The sequence below is a fragment of the Romboutsia sedimentorum genome (assembly GCF_030131845.1).
GTDB classification, from domain to species: domain Bacteria; phylum Bacillota; class Clostridia; order Peptostreptococcales; family Peptostreptococcaceae; genus Romboutsia_D; species Romboutsia_D sedimentorum.
On record NZ_JASKYM010000003.1, the window covers coordinates 220,249 to 240,431 of the forward strand.

Genomic DNA, 20,183 nt, shown 5'->3' on the forward strand with positions numbered 1-20,183 from the left:
AAGAAACCTTATCAAGAGAGACCGAGGGAATGGCCCGGTGACGTCTCAGCAACCTACCGATTTTGGTGTGGTGCTAATTCCACAGGATTGAATAAATTCTGAAAGATGAGGGGAAGCATATTAATATATACATTAAAATCTTCTTCTCATATTGAGAAGAAGATTTTTTTTTATTTAAATTTACAAAAGGAGGGCACAAAAATGATTTCGCTTAGAGATATAAGAAAAGTTTATTTATCGGATAATAGCCGAGTAGATGCAATAAGAGGAGTGAGTCTTGAAATTGGAGAAGGAGAAATTTGTGGAATAATTGGATTTAGTGGAGCAGGAAAGAGTACACTTGTACGTTGTATAAATTTATTAGAAAATCCAACTTCAGGCAAAATTTTTGTAGGAAATCAAGAACTAACAGCCCTTTCACCAAAAGAATTAAGAGAAGCTAGAAAGAATATAGGTATGATTTTTCAACATTTCAATTTAATGCAATCCAAAACTGTATCTAAAAATATAGCTTATCCACTAAAAGGAAGTGGATTGAGCAAAGAACAAATTAAAAAAAGAGTATCTGAGCTTTTAGAATTAGTTGGATTGAGTGATAAAGCTAATAATTATCCTACTCAACTAAGCGGAGGGCAAAAGCAAAGAGTTGCAATAGCAAGAGCACTAGCTAATAATCCTAAAGTTTTATTATGTGATGAAGCTACATCAGCACTTGATCCACAAACTACTCAATCTATACTTAGTTTACTTAAAGATATTAATAAAAAGCTTGGATTAACTATAGTTATAATTACTCATGAAATGCATGTAGTAAAAGAAATTTGTGACAATGTTGCTGTTATGGAAAATGGAAATATAGTAGAGCACGGAGATTTAATTCAGATATTTACTAAGCCTAAGGTAAAAGTAACAAAAGATTTTATAGCAACTATATTCCAAGAAAATAAAATTTATGAATTGTTAGAAAAAGACTACTTTAGAAATGAAATAAGAAAAGACGAAGTATTAGCTAAAATAGTATTTGTTGGTCAAAACACAGGACAAGCATTTATTTCTAAAATATCAAGAAAATTTAAAATAGATGCAAGTATATTATTTGGAAATATAGAGATAATTCAAAACACGCCGATAGGATATTTAGTTGTAAAACTAAGTGGACAAATAGAAAATATTTTAAATGTAGAAAGCTATCTTAAAGAAAATAATATAGAGTTGGAGGTAATAAAAAATGGAACATTTAATAGCAAGTATACTACCCAATGTAGTTAAATTATATCCTGAGATGATAGAAGCATTACTTGATACTTTATATATGGTCTCTATATCTGGAATAATATCAACTTTAATAGGTTTTCCAATAGGAGTAACCCTTGTGATAACTAGAAAAGGAGGTATTTTAGAAAATACATTAATAAATAATTTAATAGGAAAAGTAATAAATATTTTTAGATCGATACCATTCATCATTTTATTAGCTGCAATAATGCCTATTACAAAATTTATCGTAGGAACTACAATAGGGATACAAGGGGCTTTGGTCCCATTGATATTTGGATCAGTACCTTTTGTAGCAAGACAAATAGAATCGGTATTATTAAACATTGACAGTGGGGTGATAGAAGCAGCCCAAGCTATGGGTTCAAGTCCACTTGAAATAATATATAGAGTTATGTTAGCAGAAGGATTAGGAGGAATCGTATATGCAATTACAATTACAACAGTAAGTTTAATAGGTCTATCAGCAATGGCTGGAACTGTTGGTGGAGGTGGTCTTGGAGATTTTGCAATAAGATATGGATATCAGTATTTCCAAACCGATGTAATGACAGTTACAGTAATAATATTACTTATTTTAGTAAATATTGTTCAAGGTTTTGGAGACTTATTACTTAGAAAATTAAAACATTAAAATATATTAGGAGGTTCATCATGAAAAAAATAGTAGCATTACTTTTAACATTAATAATATCTGTAGGTAGCCTAGTAGGTTGTAGTAGTAAATCAAGTGAGGATAAAAAAACTGTAAAATTAGGTGTAACAGGAGAAGAACATGAAATATGGGATTTAGTAAAAGAAAAGTTAGCAAAAGAAGATATCAACTTAGAGATAATTAGTTTTTCAGATTATATAAAACCAAATATAGCACTTGATGAAGGTGAAATAGATATAAATGCATTTCAACATCAAGCTTATTTAGACAATTTTAACAAAGAAAGAAAATTGAAATTAGTATCTATAGGAGATACAGTGTTTGCACCAATGGCAATATACCCAGGTAAATTAAAGTCACTTGAAAAGTTAAACCAAGGATCAAAAATAGCTATACCAAATGATGCAACAAACTTAGGAAGAGCATTAATACTTCTTCAAAGTGCTGGATTAATAAAATTAAAAGATGATGTAGGTCTTTTACCAACACTTAAAGATATAGTTGATAATCCAAAAAAACTTGAAATAATTGAGTTAACAGCAACACAAATACCTAGATCGCTACAAGATGTAGATGTAGCAGTAATAAATAGTGGTGTAGCAGTAAATGTAAAATTGTCTCCTACAAAGGATGCATTATTCATAGAAGACTCTAATTTAGAAACTTCAAAACCATATATAAATTTAGTTGCAACTAAAGAAGAAAATAGAGATAATGAAGTTTATAAAAAAGTAGTTAAAGCATATCAATCAGAAGATGTAAAAAAAGCTATAAATAAGTTATACAAAGGTGAGTCAATTCCAGCATTTTAGATAAATATAAGGGGTGTATATAATGGGAAATTTAAATATAGATAAAATAAAAAACAACATACTAGATACAATAGAGAACAATAAAGAAGTATATATAAATATAAGCCATAAGATACACGATAATCCTGAGATTGGAAATGAAGAATACTTTGCTTGTGAAACTCTAAGTAATTTGTTAAGAGAAAATGGATTTGAAGTAGAAACTAATATTGCAGGACATAAAACAGGATTTGTAGCAAAAAAAAAATCGGAAAATAAAGAAGGACCTGTAATAGGTTTTTTAGCAGAATATGATGCACTGCCAGGGCTTGGTCATGCATGTGGTCATAATATAATTGGTAGTGCAAGTTGTGCAGCAGCAATAGCATTATCTTCTCAATTAAATTATATTGGAGGAGAAATTAGAGTATATGGATGCCCATCAGAAGAAGGTGGAGAAAATGGAAGTGCAAAAGGAAGCTTTGTGAAATCTAATTTATTTGAGGGTGTTGATGCTTGTTTAATGATACATCCATCAAATGAAACTTCTATTACAGGAACTAGCTTAGCAGTAAATCCAGTTGATTTTGAATTTATAGGAAAATCAGCTCATGCAGCGGGATGTCCAGAAAAAGGAATAAATGCATTAGATGGAGTTATACAACTTTTTAATGGAATCAATGCTCTAAGACAACACTTAACAGATGATGTTAGAATACATGGAATAATAACTCATGGGGGAGATGCTCCAAATATAGTTCCAGAGTATGCAAAAGCAAGATTTTATATAAGAGCTAAAACTAGAAAAATATTAAATGAAGTAACTAAAAAAGTAGAAAATATAGCTAAAGGAGCAGCTTTAGCTACTGGAGCTACTGTTAATATGAAATTTTTTCAAAATAAAGTAGATAATTTTTTGGTTAATAAAAACTTTAATGATTTATTTGTAGAGGTTATGGAGGAATTAGGAGAACCCATAAATAAGGATATAAGAGAGGGATCTGGATCAACTGATGCAGGAAATGTAAGCCATGTTGTTCCAACACTACATCCATATATAAAAATAGGTCCAAATAGTTTAGTAGGTCATACGATAGAATTTTGTAAAGCGGCATGCTCTCAAGAAGGAGATAAATCTTTGATAATAGGTGCAAAGTCACTTTCTTTAACGGCACTTAATATTTTTGTTGACGATAAGAAGCTAAAGGAAATAAAAAGGGAATTTAAGAGCAATAAAAGTTTATAAGCGAGATGGCAAGATTAATAAAATTATATTGATATTACAGTTAGAATAATGGGTATTATCAATATAATCAATTTAATAATAAAGTTTTGGGAGGATAATTATGAAATTTAGTGTATCTAAAGAAGTTTTTGACAAGTTAGATAATGTTTGTTTTGGTATTGTAGTGGCGAGGGGAATTGATAATACAATCGAAAATATTGAAGCGAAAAAATTGTTAATAGAAAGAATAAAAGATAGCGAAGAAAAATTTAAGGATACAAAGATTAAAGAATTAGAAGAAATATCATACTATAGAGACGCCTTTAAAAAATTAGACATCAATCCAAATAAATTTATGAGTTCTATAGAAGCTATGCTTACAAGAGTTTCAAAAAATAAAGGATTACCAAATATAAGTCCCATTGTAGATATAGGAAATACAGTTTCATTAAAATATATTGTGCCATTAGGGGCTCATGATATTGAAACATTAGATGGAGATATTAATGTCAGACTTTCAAAATGTGGGGATATTTTTATTCCTTTAGGTTGTGAAGAGAGTGAAATTTTAGAAGAAGGAGAACTAATTTATTCTGTAGGAGATAGCGTAAGAACAAGAAGATGGATTTGGAGACAAAGTGAACAGGGAAAAATAACCAATAAAAGTAAAAATATATTTTTCCCAATAGATGGATTTAGTGATAAAAACTATGATAGTGTAATTGAAGCAAGAGATGAATTAGCGTGTTTATTGAAAAAAATATTCTCTTGTGAAATAAAAATTGGATTTGTTGATAAAAATAAAACTGAATTTAAAATAGATTAATTTATAATCAATAAAAAATACTTAATCTAAAAAATACTCATATTCATTGAATGTGAGTATTTTTAGTATGCCTCCTAACAAATAAAAAAGATGTAGGGGTTATTTAATTATTGAGCATAACAACTTTGATTTTATATTTTGTCCTAAAAAATAAAACTCTAGAACATATAACAAGGAGGAATAATAAATTGTGGGTGGTTTAGCTTGTTTGATAATTGTTTCATGAACATCATTTGTAATTGTTTTTGAAGGAACGATAGGTTCTTTAGGAACATCTTTACCTATGAAACATGTAAAAAATATAGGGAAGCTATTGGGTGTAGCTTTTATAGCAAAATCAGCAGACTTACCAGAATTGATTTTTTATTTTAATTATGTACTTGATAAAGTAAAAAAAGAAGGATTTTTAGAATTTGAATCAGAGTTAGAATCAGATGAAAGTATAAATCTATTTATGAAAAAAGGACTTCAATTAGCAATTGATGGAGTTAAACCACAAGACATTAGAAATACATTAGAGCTAGAAAATGTTTTATTCTGCTGGAGGGACAGCTCCAACTATAGGTATTGTGGGTACTGTTCTAGGATTAGTCTTAAGTTTTAATGATAATCTTACTAAGATAGGCGAAATTATAAAACAATCAACAGTAAGAGACAGCTATATAAGGGTTGAAGGGCACACAGACTCTGTTCCTATGAATGGTGAGTTCTATAAATCTAACTGGTACCTATCTGCCATGAGGTCTAGTAATGTAGCACAAATTTTAATTAATAAAGCTGGTGTAAAAGCAGACAAGGTATCGGCAACAGGATATGGCGAATACAGGCCAAAAGCTGACAATAGTACCGACGAAGGAAAGTCTACAAATAGAAGAGTCGATATATTAATCATGAATTCAAAGTTTAATGAACTTGAAAATAATAAAGAATAAAATAATTAATAAAAAATTAGCGATAGATTACTTTACTGTATATAAAGTATCTATCGCTTTTGTATTATATTTCTAACTATTTAAGTAATGAAACACCTTTATTATAATACTCATCCATAATGTTTTTTGGAACCATACTTCCACCAGTAGCCCATGCAATATGATTTATATTTTTTACCTTATCTTCAAGATTGTTATCTCTTAAGTATTTTTTACCTTCTTTAGATGTAAGTATATTTACAATACCACAAACACCAGCAAGCGCTGAAGGTTCTAAGAATATATTCTCACTATCAGCCATAGTAGCTAATAATCTGTACATATTTTCATCTGTAACTGAATAGCATCCGCTCATTAATTTTTCTAAAGTTTTACCAACGAATCCTGAAGCTCTACCAACGGCTAATCCATCTGCTGCAGTTACATTATCTATTCCGAAATCCTGAACACATACATTATCATGTTCTTTAGTCATACACCCTATCATCATACATGGAGAATGTGTTGGTTCAGCAAAAAAGAAATGTACATTATCTTTAAATAGAAGCTTAAGTCCAAATGCAACGCCACCAGGGCCTCCACCAACTCCGCATGGAAGGTATACAAATAATGGATTATTGCTATCTACTTTTATATTTATATCTTTTAATTGTTTTTCTAATCGTCTAGCGGCAACTGAATATCCTAAGAATAAGTTTTTAGAATTTTCATCATCTACAAAATAGCTATTAGCATCTGCATCTGCTTGTTTTCTGCCTTCTTCAACAGCTTTACTGTAATCAGATTCATATTCTATAACTTCTACACCTTTGCTTCTTAAAAGGTCTTTTTTCCATTGCCTAGCATCATCTGACATATGAACGGTAACTTTAAACCCTAGTTTAGCACTCATTATACCTATACTTAAACCTAGGTTTCCAGTTGAACCTACTACTACAGAATAATTAGAGAAGAAAGATCTAACTTCATCAGTATGTAATTTTTCATAGTTATCGTCTAATGCAATTATATTGTTTTGCAAAGCTAAATCTTCAGCATGTTTTAAAACTTCATATATACCACCTCTAGCTTTTATAGAGCCTGATACTTTAAGATGACTATCACATTTTAATAAAAGATTTCCGATAAGTTTTTCGCCACATCTATCTTCTAATTTAGTTTTCATATTATCTATTTTAACTATTGGAGATTCTATAATTCCATTTTCTGATTTCGTTTCAGGGAATACTTGTGCTATATATGGAGCAAATCTATTTAGTCTATTTTCAGCATCTAATACATCAGCATCAGATAAAGAAATATTTTTTATACTTTCTTCGAATTTGTTATATTGAGGATTTATCCATAATGACTCTTTTAAGTTTATTATTTCTTCTAATAGTGGATATTCTTCTATCCAAGTAGAAATTTCTTTATTTAATATTTTTAAATTAACCATAATTAACCATCCTTGTTTTATTATTTTAAAGTATTTTATAAATTTTAATATATTTCTACATTGATTTAAAGTAAATTGTATTTAATTAAAATTAATATAATTAAATTATGTTTAATAAATCTTAACATGTTTTCTATATTCAGTCAATATAATTTAATTAAATATGAAAAAAGTAAATATAGTTTAATTTAATTGCGTAAAATAAGCTATATTGATATAATTATGTAATAAAATTTCTAAAAATATACACAAATGAGGTAGTTATAAATGAGCGAAGTAGAAATATCAAAAAATATTACGGAGCATAGAAAAAGAAAAAAGCTAACCATTAAAGAATTGGCTAATTTAACGGGAGTAACACCTTCTTTACTTAGTCAAATAGAAAAAGGTAGCGCAAACCCATCTATTAATACACTAAAGCAAATTTCAAGTGCATTAGATGTACCATTGTTTAATTTTTTTATAAATGATGATAAAACTGAAAGTTTAGTGGTTAGAAAAGATAGTCGTAAGAAAATAATGCTTTCTAAAGAAGATAGTTTTGCTTATGAATTGTTAACACCAAATTTACAGGGGTCTATAGAATTTATGCTTATGAAAATACCACATAAAAAATCTTCTTCTAAAGACCTTTTTAGTCATAAAGGTGAAGAAGTTGCTTATGTTATGAAAGGGTCTGTAAATCTTTATATAATGAATAATGTAATTGAATTGAATTGTGGTGACAGTATTAAAATACTACCACATACAGTCCATAAATGGGAAAATATAAATGATTGTGATTGTGAAGTTATATTTGCAGTAACACCACCATCTTTCTAATTTATATAGAAAATAGCTATTTAGAATGATAATAACAAAAAATAAATATTTATAAAAAGATATTGTCATATAATTATGATAATGTCTTTTTATTATATAAAATTATAATTTATTCTTTGATATATTACAAAAAATGACAAAAAAAGAATTTAAAATATGTTATTATCTGTTATAAATAGGAGGAATTTAAAATTATGATACCACAGCAAATAGAAAATAAAATTTTAATAGTAAAAGAAAAAAAAATATTTAAATATATAGTTGTAGCGGTACTATTAATATCTCTTGTTTTAATTAGCAATATTTTTTTAAAAAAAGATTTTAATGCTTCATATTTAGAATCAACATTAGCTTTCATTAAACTTTTTAACTCTGTTCTTTCAATGCTAGCTTTTGGAACTTGCTTAATATCATACAATAGATTAAAAAAAGATAGTATATTTATTATTTCACTAATGTATTTATGTTTAGCTATGGGGATATTATTAGGACATATTGACTATTTTAGTTTTTATTATGAAGAATTTACTATATCAAACTATATTACTGTGTCGACATCATTATTAAGAGTTTTTATACTTATAGTTGCTATTTTACCAAAGAATAAATTAAGATCTTTAATTATTAAAAACAAAGGAATTTCAATATTGTTTGTAATAATATATTCAATAGTATTTGGATTTTTAGAAAATAGAATAGGACATAGTAAACTATATGATAGTAGCCAATTTTTTATATTATATAATATATTTTTAATTATGATTTACACTACTTGCTCAGTAAAACTATTCGCAACAGGTGTAAAAGAAAAAGATTACTTATTTGTAGTTTTAAGTTCAAGTATATTTATGCTTGCAATAAAAGCTATTTATGCTATATATGGAATACGCATAGTATCTTTTTATGTTAAATTAACATCTGTATCAATAACATATATTTGCTTGTTTATAGTTATTTTGGGGGCATTTTTTGAATTATATATGTATATATTTAAAACAAAATTATTAAATGACAATTTAAGTGTGTTTTATAACTTAACTGATAATAATAAGCATAATTTTATGTTTATATATAGCCAAGATGAAGAACTTTTATATGCTAATAAAAAGATAAAAGAATATTATTTTAAATCAGAAAATTCAGATATGAATAAACTAGAATTTATTTTAAAGCAAAAAATAAATTCAATAGGACGAAGAGACGAAATTATGGAGTCTCTAAATAAAAATGGAGTTTGGAGAGGAATAATAAAAAATGAGATGAACAATAAAACTATTGATTGTTCTGCTCAATTAATTAATATGAATGAAAATGAAAGAGCGATTGCGATTAACTATATGGACATCTCAGAAGAAATAGGTATTGAATTAGAATTAGAGAAGTTGAAAGTTTATGATAAAGAAAAAAGTGAGTTTATATCTAATATTTCTCATGAACTAAGAACTCCTTTAAATATATTTTATTCGACTATACAGTTATTGGACAAGCTGAGTATAAAAGAAGACTCAGATTTTAAATTAATATATGAAAAATATAAAAAAACGCTACATCTAAATTGTAAAAGAATGTTGAAACTGATAAATAATGTTATAGATATATCAAAGATAGACATAGGGCTTTTAAAAGCCAACTTTGAAAATTATGATATAGTTTCTATTGTAGAATCGGTAACTTTATCTGTTGTAAATTATGCGTTATTAAAATCTATAAATATACAATTTGACACCAATAAGGAAGAACACATTATTAAATGTGATTCCTCTATGATTGAAAGAATGATGCTTAATTTATTATCAAATGCAATTAAATTTTCACAAGAAAACAAAAATATATATGTTAGAGTTTTTATAAATGATGAGTGGATTCAAATAGATGTACAGGATGAAGGAATGGGGATTTCTAAAAATGCTCAGCAAATTATATTTGAAAAATTTATACAAGCGGATAAATCTTTTACTCGTATGAACGAAGGAAGTGGGATAGGTCTTAGCATTGTTAAATCCATAATTAATCTTCATGAGGGAGAGATATATATAGATAGCGAAGTAAATGAGGGTAGTATTTTAAAAATATTATTACCTAATAAACGTTTAGAATCTTTAGATTTTAAAGTTTATGATATAAATAATTACAATATAGAACTTGAATTATCTGATATTTATCAGATATTAGTATAAGGTAAATTATTATAATAGCTAAACCAGTGAAAATCTCTCCTTATATCTAAGTATAAATAAGGAGGGATTTTTTAGCTTAGTGCATTAATGTAAATTTGATGCTACAATCCTATCAGGGACTGCATTTTTTACAACTTAATGTAATAATGTGGTAAAATTAAAGTTAACAGAAATAGGGGGGGCATATTATATGGATACATACAAAGTGCTTGAAATTAAGCAAAGTGTTTTTCAAAATAACGATAGACAAGCAGATTTACTTAGAGAAGATTTAAAAAAGGAAAAAACTTTTTTATTAAATTTAATGTCATCACCAGGTTCAGGTAAAACAACAACTGTTTTAAGAACAATTGAAGCTTTAAAAGAGGAAATGAAAATAGGGATTTTAGAAGCAGATATAGACTCAGATGTGGATGCTAACACTGTTTCTAAAACTGGCACAAAAGTAATACAATTACATACAGGTGGGATGTGCCATCTTGATGCAGATATGACTAAGCAAGGTTTGTTAGGTATGGGAACTGAAGATGTTGATTTTGCTATATTAGAAAATGTAGGGAATTTAGTTTGCCCAGCTGAATTTGATACTGGAGCATCAAAGAGTGCTATGATTTTAAGCATACCAGAGGGACATGATAAATCTCTAAAATATCCATTAATGTTTTCTATAGTTGATGTTTTATTAATAAATAAGATGGATGTAATAGATTATTTTGATTTTAATTTAGAAGCAGTTACAGAGCATGTAAAAAAATTAAATCCTAATATTAAAATCATTCCGATTTCTGCTAGAACTGGTGAAGGAATTGAAGAATGGGCAGAGTGGATACGCACAGAAGTGAAAAATTGGAATACAAACTAATGAAAATATAAATAAGGGGTTAAATTTATAGCTATAAGCAAAAAGGACAGGTGATTAATTTGCATGAACTAGGGGTTGTAATTGAAGTTGTAGATACGGTAAAAAAAATCATCGTAGAGCAACAATTAAACAAAGTTGATACATTGGTATTACAAATAGGAGAGCTTTCATCAATGATTCCAAGATATATAGAACAATGCTATCCAGCTGCAGTGGATGGAACAATACTACAAGATACTAAATTGAAAATTGAAGTATTACCAGGTAATGGTATTTGTAAAGATTGTAATAAAGTTTTTAATATTATGGAAAACAATGGAGTATGTCCGAATTGTGAAAGTAAAAAGTGGGAATTATTATGCGGAAGAGAATTTATGATTAAGGAAATAATCGCTTGCTAAAATTTATTATAATCAAAAAGATATTATCATAAGAGTCTATGGTAATATCTTTTTAGTTTTTATATTATAGGTAAGAAGCATTCAATTAAATGTTATCTTCTCGATGGTGAAGACCTTTTAATTGATAAGTTAACAGTTTTATATAAAAACGTACCTGCTACTAAATTTATAATAATAGATGGTGCTACCACAGTCAAAAATAAAGTTATAAAAGATGCTGGAAGACCTACTATTGCTTGAGCAGATATTAAAAATATAATGCCACTAATAAAAGTACCTATAGGCAATATTATTGATGCTATTATACTATTTTGCTTAGATTCACTTAATTTATTAAATGATTTTATTTTGCAAATAATAAATATTAATACATATATACAGTTAGCAGTAACTATCTTATCTATGATATTTGGAAATTGTCCACCTGGAAATTTTGTTGTCATAGCTGTAAATATTCCTGTAATCAAAGCAGCTACAATAGCTGTTTTGTAATCTTTCTTGTTTAATACCATTATCACAAACAGCATAGCTAATGCAAAGTCTGGCTGCATAGGCAATCCTAGTGTAGGTGTAATTTGATGAAGTAAAGCACCTATGGCTAGAAGTATTGAATTCATAGTTAGTTTTTTTGTATTCATAATTTTAATTCTCCTAAATTTCATAATTGTTATATTTTCAAACCAATGTTCAATATCATTTTTATTAGAATCTATAGTTCATGACATGGTGACCACCTCCTTACAAATTTTATTTTGGATAGTTTATAAAATAAAAAAACTCCGTCCTAAATAAATAGGACGGAGTTATTATCCGCGATACCACCTAAATTGCACTATATATAAACATGCCACTCAAATTCGAGTACTACTATACTCTATCCGCTATAACGCGCAGACCGCGGTATCTGGTACTTTTCTTGAGAATTTCCCTTTACTCCTCTAAGGCCCATTCACTAAATTCCTTCATGCTAGGCTTTCACCGTCCCTAGCTCTCTGCTATGAATCTGAACTTAACTACTATCCCTTATCAATGGATTGTTATTTGAAATTTTAGTTTTTCGTTGATGTTATAATCAATATTATAATTTAAAATTTTATTTGTCAATATATATTTTTATGAAAGCTTATACAAAAAATAACTTTATGTAATAGATTTCATATTAGATAAAAGAAAATCATAGGTTATTAATACACTCAAACGTTAACATAAACATGTATAGCATACAATATATTTACAAAAAATTCCATAAATGTTAAGATGGAATGTATGTTTAAATGAAAATTAAATTAAATTAGCAAACCCGGAGTGATTCGGCGACGCAAAGCTATAGGGACTTTTTAAAGTTAGCCAGTTGCATAAATTTGTCTTTTAGAAAAGAGTGTTAACAGGTTAATGTTGATACTCTTTTATTTTTTATGCTATGAAGTGGACTTTAATAATTGTAATATTTTAACTAAGGAGGTTTATTATAGGGAGTAAATAAAATTTAAATCAACAGATAAAGTAAAACAATAAAGGGAGATAAATCAAAAATGAAATTTAAATTACGAAATAAAAGTAAAGTCAAAAACAAGGGTATAAAAACTAAACTTACTTTAATAATTGTGTGTTTTGCAATTATTTGCTGTTTATTTTTAGGAGCAATTACAAGTCTTTTGAATTATAAGACTGCTAATAATATTTTATCAAAAACAATTGTAGAAACGACTAAGCAAGCAGCTGAAAATACTTCTCAGAAAATCAAAAATATTCAAAATGCAGCAATTCAAACCGGTATTATTAAAGAAATTTCAAATCCTAAAGTAAGCAAAGAAGAAAAGCAAAATATTTTAACTAACCAAGAAAAATTATATGGATTATCATTAGGTCAAATTTTAGATGTAAATGGTAAAGATCTTTTTAGTGGTAATGATTATTCAGATAGAGAATACTTTAAAATTTCTATGACGGGAAAAGAATACATGAGTAGCCCTGTTATTAGTAAAGTAACAGGAAAACTTACACTTGTAGTTTCTGCACCTATTTGGGAAAATGGAGTACAAGGTAGTAAAATAGTAGGGGTTGTAACCTTTGATCCAGATAAGAATCTTTTAAATGATATTATTAATGATATAAAAATAAGTGAAAATAGTTATGCTTACCTTCTAGATAGCGAAGGAACAACGATTGCGGATGAGGATGCTAGTGTTGTTGGTATAGAAAATACTATAAAACAATCAGAAACAGATAAAAGCTTAATACCTGCTGCAGAGGCAGATAAGAAACTTATTTCAGGAGAGACAGGATATGCTGATGCAAAATTTAATGATGAGAATTGGATTGTAGGATATGCTCCTGTGAAATATGGTAATGGTTGGGGTATAGGTGTAATGGCAAATAAAAATGATTTTCTTAGCCAAATGTATAGTTCAATTATAATTACAATTGTATTAGCTATATTATTTACAGTTGCAGCATTTTTTATAGCAATAAAGTTCTCAAATAAGATAGGAAATCCATTAAAAGAATGTAGTGAAAGATTAAAGAAATTAGCCGACGGAGATTTAAATTCAGAAACTATAGAGATAGATCAAGATAATGAAATAGGCATGGTAGCAGAAGCTACAAGTAAAATAGTTAGTGACTTTAGAGAAATGATAAATGAATTAACTGATATATTAACTCAAATTAGTAATGGAAACTTAGATATTAACGTAGATAATGAGAGATTTAATGATTTATTTGTTAATGATTTTGAACCAATATTAGTTGCTGTTAATAAAATTATTGATGGCTTAAACAGTACTTTGACACAAATAAATGTTTCTGGTGAACATGTTGCAATTGGGTCAGAACAGGTATCACAAGGTGCTCAAGTGCTTTCACAAGGTGCTACAGAACAAGCAAGTTCAGTTCAAGAACTTTCGGTAACTATAAATGAAGTTTCATCTCAAATAAAGCAAACTGCACAAAACGCAGTAAAAGCAAAGGAAATATCTGAACAATCAAGTATTGCTACTGATAAAGGAAGAGAACAAATGCAGCAAATGATTTGTGCAATGGATGAAATTAGTAATACATCAAATGAAATTGGAAATATAATAAAAACTATTGACGGTATAGCATTCCAAACAAAGATTTTAGCACTTAATGCAGCTGTAGAAGCAGCACGAGCAGGAGAGTCTGGTAAAGGATTTGCAGTTGTTGCTGATGAAGTTAGAAACCTTGCTGCAAAATCTGCACAAAGTGCTAAGGATACAGCGCAGTTAATTGAAAAATCGCTTATAGCAATAGAAAACGGTACAGTTATTGTATCAGAAACTGCAAAATCTCTTGAAGACGTTGTTTATGGTGCACAAAAATCAGCAGAAGTTATACAAGAAATTGCAGACGCAAGTAACGAGCAAGCACAACATATAAATCAAGTAAATATTGGTGTTGAACAAATATCTTTAGTTGTACAGACTAATTCAGCAACTGCTGAAGAGAGTGCTGCAGCAAGCGAAGAGCTATCAAGTCAAGCTCATATGTTAAAACAGCTTATTGGAAAGTTTAACTTAAAAGATGAAAAATACAAATATTATGATAGAACGATGATATTTGATAGTGAAGAAATATAAAATTATAATTAAAATTCAAAAAAGTATTATCATGAAATATTGATAATACTTTTATTTTTATGAATATAAAAATCTATTAATATTAATAAAGTTGTATAATAAATAAAAATAGAGATAGTACCTAAGGGGAATAAAAAATTATGAATAATATAAATAATAATTTATATGGAAAAACTACTATGAAACTTGGCAGTGAAAGTAAACAAATACAAAATAATTTATTATCTGAAATAAATACAAAAGATATCCCAAAACAAGAATTGGGAAAATTAAATAATCTTCAAAATACAGATATTATAAAGAATTTAACAAAAATTCAAGAAGACACTAAAAGAGCAGAGCTAATAGCTATAAAAATAGTTAAACAAGAAACTGTAACAACTAAAGAGCAAAATTTTATGAATAAAAAATATCCTGATATGAAAAAAGTAGCAAATCAATCAATAAATGAATGTGAATATTTAAAAAAACAAATAAGTAATTGTAAAACGGACGAAGAAAGACAACAAGTATTGTTTAAAGCAACTAGTGATATAAAAGATATGACTAGAAAAGGGGTACTTTCTGAAATTCAAGCTCGTATTAAAAATTCAGGAATAATAGAGATTGAAAAATTCTTGAAAAATATTCAGAAAGAATTAAAAAAAGCAGAAATAATAGCTATAAAAATAGTTAAAGGAGATAAATTAACTGCTACAGAAGAAAATTTTATAAATAAAAAATACTCTGATGTCAAACAAATAGCAGATCAATCAATAAATCAAAAAATAGACTTAAAAGAAAAATTTAAAAGTTGTAAAACACCTGAAGAGAAACAATTAGTATTAGCTAAGGCAATTGGTGATGTAAAAGATATGGCTAAAAATGGTGTACTTTCTGAAACTGAAATTGTAATTAAAATGTCAGTTATAGAAGTAGTAAAAAAAGAGTATGAAAGAGAGTATGATAAAGAAAACGGATTAAAGTTTATTATAAATCCATATATATATCTAAATTCAAGATTATTATCAGATAAGTTGTCAGGTATAATTATAATTGTAGTGATTTTAAGTATTATATATTTTTTAAAAAATTAGTAATTTATATTAAATAGTATATCAAAATGCCCTGAGTATATTTATTATGCCTGGGGTATTTTGATATATAAGTATAAAACTAAGTATACTAATTTATCAGAAGTAGTCCAAATGTTTATTTAAAAGATTGCGGTTTGGATTTACTTGTCCTACAATAAAAAATATACTACATTAAAACGAAAAAGGGGAGAAAATGATGTTTAAAGGCTATCCGCAATTTGAGAATTTCTACAAAAATGGTGTTTATTTAGATAATGCAGCTACTTCTTATCCTAAACCACAATGTGTTATTAAGTCGATTAATGATTATATTTTATATAATGGGGTTAGTTCATCAAGGGGAGCATACAAAAAAGCAATGGAAGCAGATTATATGGTTTATGAAACTAGAAAATGGATTGGAGAACTTTTTAACCATAAAAAGCCATCAGATATTGTTTTTACATCAGGAATAACAGAGGCACTTAATGGAATAATGTGCGGTATGTTAAAAGAAGGAGATCATGTTGTAACAAGTAGTATAGAGCATAATGCAGTATGGAGATGCTTAAAAACTTTAGAGAGAGATAGAAATATTTCAATTACAAATGTAGAAATCACAAAAGAAGGGATTACAAATCCTAATGATGTAGAAAAAAACATCCAACAAAATACAAAGTTAATTGTATTTAACCATGCATCTAATGTAATTGGAACGATTCAACCTATAAGAGAAATCGGAGCAATTGCAAAACAACATGGGATTCCTTTCTTAGTAGATGCTGCTCAAAGTGCAGGTATGTTGCCTATTGATATGGAAGATGATAATATTAGTATTTTAGCATTCACAGGACATAAAGGATTACTTGCGCCTAGTGGAACTGGTGGTTTTGTATTGAATTGGGACGGAGATATTAAAGCGTGGAAATCTGGTGGAACTGGTGGAAATTCAGCAGACCCTTACATGTCAGAAATTACACCAAATAAATATGAAGCGGGAACTATGAATATGGTTGGTATATCTGGACTTCATGCTAGTATTCGTTACTTATTAGATGTGGGAGTAGATAAGATTCATAATAATGAAAAAGAAGTAATTGCTTATGCTTTGGAAAAACTTGAATCTATAGATGGAATTAGAGTATTTGGAACTAAAGATCCTGAAAAAATGGTTGGATCTATTGCAATAACTATAGATGGTATAGATTCAGGAAAAGGTGGATCGTTACTAGATAAAAAATATAACATAATGGTAAGATCGGGAATTCATTGTGCACCTATGCTACATAAAATTATGGGAACAGATAAGAATGGAGCAATTCGTATAGGAATCGGTTATACTACGACTAAAGAAGAGATAGATTATCTTATATATGCATTAGAAGAATTATTAAAAGGTGAGTTAGCCTAATATTTATATCATTATTAATTAACAGAGGGGGAAATATAAAAATAATGTATTTAAATTTAATTTCATTACAGGAGATTCAGCCGTGTTCAACAGTAGACGCACGATTTGGAATTATTGCAGGTTTTACAGATAGCATAACAGATATTATGCCTTATATTAATGCTGTTAACCCAACAGCAGTATATAATAAAGATCAAGGTTGGATATCTTTACGTATTAGACAAAGAATTATAACATTATATGATAAATCACTAAAGGGAGCTTATTTAATTAGTGAAACTGATGCATATGAAACTCTAGATTATATAAAAGATATGATTAACGATTTAGATTCAAAAAGAGATGAAATAGAGCCAGACTTTACTGTAGCACAAATGCCATCTTATATTGATATTTATAATCTTTTACCGAAGATTAATTGTAAGAAGTGCGGGGAAGTTGGTTGTCTTGCATTTTCAGGGAAACTGCTTACTGGAAAGACTAGTATAGAAAAATGCATACCGTTATTTGGAGAAAGTTATAAAAAAGAGCGTATGGAGATTGATGAGATAATGGTGGTATATGGATATAAAGGTTGAATGTTATTTATAAACTGAAATTTTAATTAATATAAAAAGCGTAGAAATATTCTACGTTTTTTGTATTCTATAAGATAATTAATTTGATAAAAGAAAGATAAGGGAGAGTATTTTATGGGGAAATTAAATTTAGTAGTGGTATTTTTAGAAGGTGTTTTATCCTTTTTTTCACCGTGTATATTACCAATACTGCCAATATATTTAAGTATGCTATCAAACAGTAACATAGAAAATCTTAAAAGTGGAAAATTCATACGTAGTTCTTTATTTAAAAATACGCTATTTTTTATAATTGGGATATCAACAACATTCTTTATATTAGGATCCTCAGTAAATGCATTAAGTGCATTCTTTAATACAAATAAAGACTTAATAATGATAATAGGTGGAATTATTATAATATTTATGGGGTTATTCTATATGGGAATTATAAAGTCATCTATATTAAATAGAGAAAAAAGATTTAATATAAAAGCTAAAGAAATGAATTGTGTATCGTCATTTATATTAGGGTTTACATTTAGTTTTGGATGGACACCTTGTATAGGTCCAATACTTGCATCTGTACTTATTATGTCATCAAGTTCAGATGACACAATAATGTCGAGTTTACTTATAGTCGTTTATACTTTAGGATTTGTATTACCGTTTATACTAGTTGCACTATTTTACAATAAATTATTTAATACAATAGATAAAATAAAAAATCACATGGATAAAATTAAACACATTGGAGGAATAATACTTATAGTATCTGGAGTAGTTATGTTTATCAATGGTCTTGAAGGAACATTGAATTATTTTGAAAGCTCCACTAAAAATAAAGTAGAGAACAATCAAAGTTTAAATGAAGCACAAGATAATGAAAAAATAAAAGCTCTAGATTTTGTACTATATGACCAATATGGAAAAGAACATAAATTGAGTGACTATAAAGGTAAAACTATATTTTTGAATTTCTGGGCTACATGGTGTCCTCCATGTAGAGAAGAAATGCCTTATATAGAACAATTATATAATGAATATAACAAAAATAATGATGATGTAATAATCCTTGGGTTAGCATCTCCAAACTTAGGCAATGAAGTAAGTCAAAGCGATATAGAAAAATTTTTAGAAGACGAAAATTATACTTTTCCTGTAATGTTTGACAAAGATGGAAGCTTAACGTATCAATATGGAATTAATTCATTCCCATCAACATTTATTATAGACAAAGAAGGATATATAAAACAATATGTTCCAGGTGCGATGGATAAAGAAACTATGAAACAAATCATAGAAAATTAATAAACTTAAAAGACTCATTAGTAAATTTACTAATGGGTTTTTTTATATAATCTAAATGGCTACTATAGATATATATTACTTTAATGAACGTAACTTACCTTAAAGTGCGTACTTGTGGTTAAAAATAGACAAGAGTATTATAAAGGTTAAGAAGCATTATAATAAATATATTAAAAATAGGAGTTGTGATATTATATGAAAGTAATTGCATTTAACGGAAGCCCTAAAAAAAATGGTAATACTTATACATCAATTGAGATTGTAGCTAAAGAGTTAGAGAAAGAAAACATTGAAGTTGAAATTATTCATGTTGGAAACAAGATGATACGTGGATGTTTGGCTTGTGGTGGATGTAGTAGAAATATGAATGAAAAATGTGTAATTGATAACGATGAAGTAAATGAATGGATTGCAAAAATGAAAGATGCTGATGGAATAATATTAGGATCACCAGTATATTACTCAGCAGTTGCAGGGACTATGAAGTCATTTTTAGATCGTGCATTTTATGTGTCATCTGTAAATAAAGGTATGCTTAGACATAAAGTTGGAGCAAGTGTAGTAGCTGTTAGAAGATCAGGAGGAGTACCGGTATTTGACCAGCTAAACAATTATATTAACTATTCAGAGATGTTAATGCCAACATCAAATTATTGGAACGTAGCATATGGTACTGCTCCAGGTGAAGTTGTTAAAGATGATGAAGGTGTGCAAATCATGAGTATGTTAGGTAAAAATATGGCTTGGCTTATGAAAATTGTTGAGGCAGGTAAGAAAACTATTGAAGCACCAAGGAGACAAGATAAAACATATATGAACTTTATAAGATAAAGTTAAATATAAGAA

The 20,183-nt window shown here is 28.0% G+C and carries 19 protein-coding genes, 2 riboswitches and 1 other annotated feature; of the genes, 17 read left to right on the forward strand and 2 right to left on the reverse strand.

Features of this window, described 5'->3' with window-relative positions:
* The first annotated feature begins 5 nt into the window (after positions 1 to 5).
* Positions 6 to 112: riboswitch (SAM riboswitch) on the forward strand.
* Between the two features lie 89 nt (positions 113 to 201).
* The 7 genes from QOZ84_RS09215 (at position 202) to QOZ84_RS09245 (ending at position 5,704) form a co-directional block, all read left to right on the forward strand.
* Positions 202 to 1,269 carry a methionine ABC transporter ATP-binding protein gene (locus tag QOZ84_RS09215; RefSeq protein ID WP_284132664.1) on the forward strand — a complete coding sequence of 356 codons (1,068 nt, stop codon included), beginning with the start codon at positions 202 to 204 and terminating at the stop codon, positions 1,267 to 1,269.
* Positions 1,229 to 1,909 carry a methionine ABC transporter permease gene (locus QOZ84_RS09220; RefSeq protein WP_284132665.1) on the forward strand — a complete coding sequence of 227 codons (681 nt, stop codon included), beginning with the start codon at positions 1,229 to 1,231 and terminating at the stop codon, positions 1,907 to 1,909. The genes QOZ84_RS09215 and QOZ84_RS09220 overlap by 41 nt, the downstream gene beginning before the upstream one ends.
* A 20-nt stretch (positions 1,910 to 1,929) precedes the next feature.
* Positions 1,930 to 2,742, forward strand: coding sequence for a MetQ/NlpA family ABC transporter substrate-binding protein (locus QOZ84_RS09225; RefSeq protein WP_284132666.1), 813 nt, complete (start codon positions 1,930 to 1,932; stop codon positions 2,740 to 2,742).
* 22 nt (positions 2,743 to 2,764) lie between these two features.
* Positions 2,765 to 3,967 carry a M20 family metallopeptidase gene (locus QOZ84_RS09230; RefSeq protein ID WP_284132667.1) on the forward strand — a complete coding sequence of 401 codons (1,203 nt, stop codon included), beginning with the start codon at positions 2,765 to 2,767 and terminating at the stop codon, positions 3,965 to 3,967.
* A gap of 100 nt (positions 3,968 to 4,067) precedes the next feature.
* Entirely contained in the window at positions 4,068 to 4,772 is a 705-nt protein-coding gene (locus QOZ84_RS09235; RefSeq protein ID WP_284132668.1) for a B3/B4 domain-containing protein, read from the forward strand.
* Between the two features lie 283 nt (positions 4,773 to 5,055).
* Positions 5,056 to 5,376, forward strand: coding sequence for a MotA/TolQ/ExbB proton channel family protein (locus QOZ84_RS09240; protein ID WP_284132669.1), 321 nt, complete (start codon positions 5,056 to 5,058; stop codon positions 5,374 to 5,376).
* Positions 5,300 to 5,704, forward strand: a complete 405-nt coding sequence (locus QOZ84_RS09245; RefSeq protein WP_284132670.1) for an OmpA family protein — start codon at positions 5,300 to 5,302, stop codon at positions 5,702 to 5,704. Before QOZ84_RS09240 ends, QOZ84_RS09245 begins: the two co-directional genes overlap by 77 nt.
* A gap of 76 nt (positions 5,705 to 5,780) precedes the next feature.
* On the opposite strand, the gene QOZ84_RS09250 is transcribed toward QOZ84_RS09245, so the two are convergent.
* Positions 5,781 to 7,142, reverse strand: coding sequence for a D-serine ammonia-lyase (locus QOZ84_RS09250; RefSeq protein WP_284132671.1), 1,362 nt, complete (start codon positions 7,140 to 7,142; stop codon positions 5,781 to 5,783).
* 267 nt (positions 7,143 to 7,409) lie between these two features.
* Between QOZ84_RS09250 and QOZ84_RS09255 the strand changes: the two genes are divergently transcribed.
* The 4 genes from QOZ84_RS09255 to QOZ84_RS09270 all read left to right on the forward strand — a co-directional run bounded on the left by QOZ84_RS09255 (position 7,410) and on the right by QOZ84_RS09270 (position 11,404).
* Positions 7,410 to 7,964, forward strand: coding sequence for a helix-turn-helix domain-containing protein (locus tag QOZ84_RS09255; RefSeq protein WP_284132672.1), 555 nt, complete (start codon positions 7,410 to 7,412; stop codon positions 7,962 to 7,964).
* Between the two features lie 194 nt (positions 7,965 to 8,158).
* On the forward strand, positions 8,159 to 10,141 hold the full coding sequence (locus QOZ84_RS09260; RefSeq protein ID WP_284132673.1) for a sensor histidine kinase: 1,983 nt from the start codon (positions 8,159 to 8,161) through the stop codon (positions 10,139 to 10,141).
* A gap of 190 nt (positions 10,142 to 10,331) precedes the next feature.
* Positions 10,332 to 11,003, forward strand: coding sequence for a hydrogenase nickel incorporation protein HypB (gene hypB / locus QOZ84_RS09265; RefSeq protein WP_284132674.1), 672 nt, complete (start codon positions 10,332 to 10,334; stop codon positions 11,001 to 11,003).
* A 59-nt stretch (positions 11,004 to 11,062) separates the two neighbouring features.
* Positions 11,063 to 11,404 (forward strand): hydrogenase maturation nickel metallochaperone HypA/HybF, encoded by a 342-nt coding sequence (locus QOZ84_RS09270; protein ID WP_284132675.1) that lies wholly within the window; start codon positions 11,063 to 11,065, stop codon positions 11,402 to 11,404.
* A 92-nt stretch (positions 11,405 to 11,496) separates the two neighbouring features.
* On the opposite strand, the gene QOZ84_RS09275 is transcribed toward QOZ84_RS09270, so the two are convergent.
* Positions 11,497 to 12,042 (reverse strand): tryptophan transporter, encoded by a 546-nt coding sequence (locus QOZ84_RS09275; RefSeq protein ID WP_284132676.1) that lies wholly within the window; start codon positions 12,040 to 12,042, stop codon positions 11,497 to 11,499.
* Between the two features lie 152 nt (positions 12,043 to 12,194).
* Positions 12,195 to 12,443 (reverse strand) — a binding site (T-box leader).
* Positions 12,444 to 12,687: 244 nt separating this feature from the next.
* Positions 12,688 to 12,763: riboswitch (cyclic di-GMP riboswitch) on the forward strand.
* 173 nt (positions 12,764 to 12,936) lie between these two features.
* On the opposite strand from QOZ84_RS09275, the gene QOZ84_RS09280 reads away from it, so the two are divergent.
* The 6 genes from QOZ84_RS09280 to QOZ84_RS09305 all read left to right on the forward strand — a co-directional run bounded on the left by QOZ84_RS09280 (position 12,937) and on the right by QOZ84_RS09305 (position 20,168).
* Positions 12,937 to 15,003, forward strand: coding sequence for a methyl-accepting chemotaxis protein (locus QOZ84_RS09280; RefSeq protein ID WP_284132677.1), 2,067 nt, complete (start codon positions 12,937 to 12,939; stop codon positions 15,001 to 15,003).
* Positions 15,004 to 15,143: 140 nt separating this feature from the next.
* On the forward strand, positions 15,144 to 16,079 hold the full coding sequence (locus QOZ84_RS09285; protein WP_284132678.1) for a hypothetical protein: 936 nt from the start codon (positions 15,144 to 15,146) through the stop codon (positions 16,077 to 16,079).
* A 193-nt stretch (positions 16,080 to 16,272) separates the two neighbouring features.
* A complete protein-coding gene (locus QOZ84_RS09290; protein WP_284132679.1) occupies positions 16,273 to 17,469 on the forward strand; it encodes an aminotransferase class V-fold PLP-dependent enzyme in 1,197 nt (398 codons plus the stop codon).
* 44 nt (positions 17,470 to 17,513) lie between these two features.
* Positions 17,514 to 18,047, forward strand: a complete 534-nt coding sequence (locus QOZ84_RS09295; protein WP_284132680.1) for a (Fe-S)-binding protein — start codon at positions 17,514 to 17,516, stop codon at positions 18,045 to 18,047.
* A 114-nt stretch (positions 18,048 to 18,161) separates the two neighbouring features.
* Positions 18,162 to 19,337 (forward strand): cytochrome c biogenesis protein/redoxin, encoded by a 1,176-nt coding sequence (locus tag QOZ84_RS09300; protein WP_284132681.1) that lies wholly within the window; start codon positions 18,162 to 18,164, stop codon positions 19,335 to 19,337.
* Between the two features lie 195 nt (positions 19,338 to 19,532).
* Positions 19,533 to 20,168, forward strand: a complete 636-nt coding sequence (locus QOZ84_RS09305; protein WP_284132682.1) for a flavodoxin family protein — start codon at positions 19,533 to 19,535, stop codon at positions 20,166 to 20,168.
* The last annotated feature ends 15 nt before the right edge of the window (positions 20,169 to 20,183 follow it).

Coding starts and splice junctions, on each gene's coding strand:
- QOZ84_RS09215 (WP_284132664.1), top strand. CDS start 202: ATGATTTCGCTTAGAGATATAAGAAAAGTTTATTTATCGGATAATAGC.
- QOZ84_RS09275 (WP_284132676.1), bottom strand. CDS start 12,042: ATGAATACAAAAAAACTAACTATGAATTCAATACTTCTAGCCATAGGT.
- QOZ84_RS09290 (WP_284132679.1), top strand. CDS start 16,273: ATGATGTTTAAAGGCTATCCGCAATTTGAGAATTTCTACAAAAATGGT.
- QOZ84_RS09220 (WP_284132665.1), top strand. CDS start 1,229: ATGGAACATTTAATAGCAAGTATACTACCCAATGTAGTTAAATTATAT.
- QOZ84_RS09300 (WP_284132681.1), top strand. CDS start 18,162: ATGGGGAAATTAAATTTAGTAGTGGTATTTTTAGAAGGTGTTTTATCC.
- QOZ84_RS09280 (WP_284132677.1), top strand. CDS start 12,937: ATGAAATTTAAATTACGAAATAAAAGTAAAGTCAAAAACAAGGGTATA.
- QOZ84_RS09250 (WP_284132671.1), bottom strand. CDS start 7,142: ATGGTTAATTTAAAAATATTAAATAAAGAAATTTCTACTTGGATAGAA.
- QOZ84_RS09260 (WP_284132673.1), top strand. CDS start 8,159: ATGATACCACAGCAAATAGAAAATAAAATTTTAATAGTAAAAGAAAAA.
- QOZ84_RS09245 (WP_284132670.1), top strand. CDS start 5,300: ATGTTTTATTCTGCTGGAGGGACAGCTCCAACTATAGGTATTGTGGGT.
- QOZ84_RS09230 (WP_284132667.1), top strand. CDS start 2,765: ATGGGAAATTTAAATATAGATAAAATAAAAAACAACATACTAGATACA.
- QOZ84_RS09225 (WP_284132666.1), top strand. CDS start 1,930: ATGAAAAAAATAGTAGCATTACTTTTAACATTAATAATATCTGTAGGT.
- hypB (WP_284132674.1), top strand. CDS start 10,332: ATGGATACATACAAAGTGCTTGAAATTAAGCAAAGTGTTTTTCAAAAT.
- QOZ84_RS09240 (WP_284132669.1), top strand. CDS start 5,056: ATGAAACATGTAAAAAATATAGGGAAGCTATTGGGTGTAGCTTTTATA.
- QOZ84_RS09235 (WP_284132668.1), top strand. CDS start 4,068: ATGAAATTTAGTGTATCTAAAGAAGTTTTTGACAAGTTAGATAATGTT.
- QOZ84_RS09295 (WP_284132680.1), top strand. CDS start 17,514: ATGTATTTAAATTTAATTTCATTACAGGAGATTCAGCCGTGTTCAACA.
- QOZ84_RS09255 (WP_284132672.1), top strand. CDS start 7,410: ATGAGCGAAGTAGAAATATCAAAAAATATTACGGAGCATAGAAAAAGA.
- QOZ84_RS09305 (WP_284132682.1), top strand. CDS start 19,533: ATGAAAGTAATTGCATTTAACGGAAGCCCTAAAAAAAATGGTAATACT.
- QOZ84_RS09285 (WP_284132678.1), top strand. CDS start 15,144: ATGAATAATATAAATAATAATTTATATGGAAAAACTACTATGAAACTT.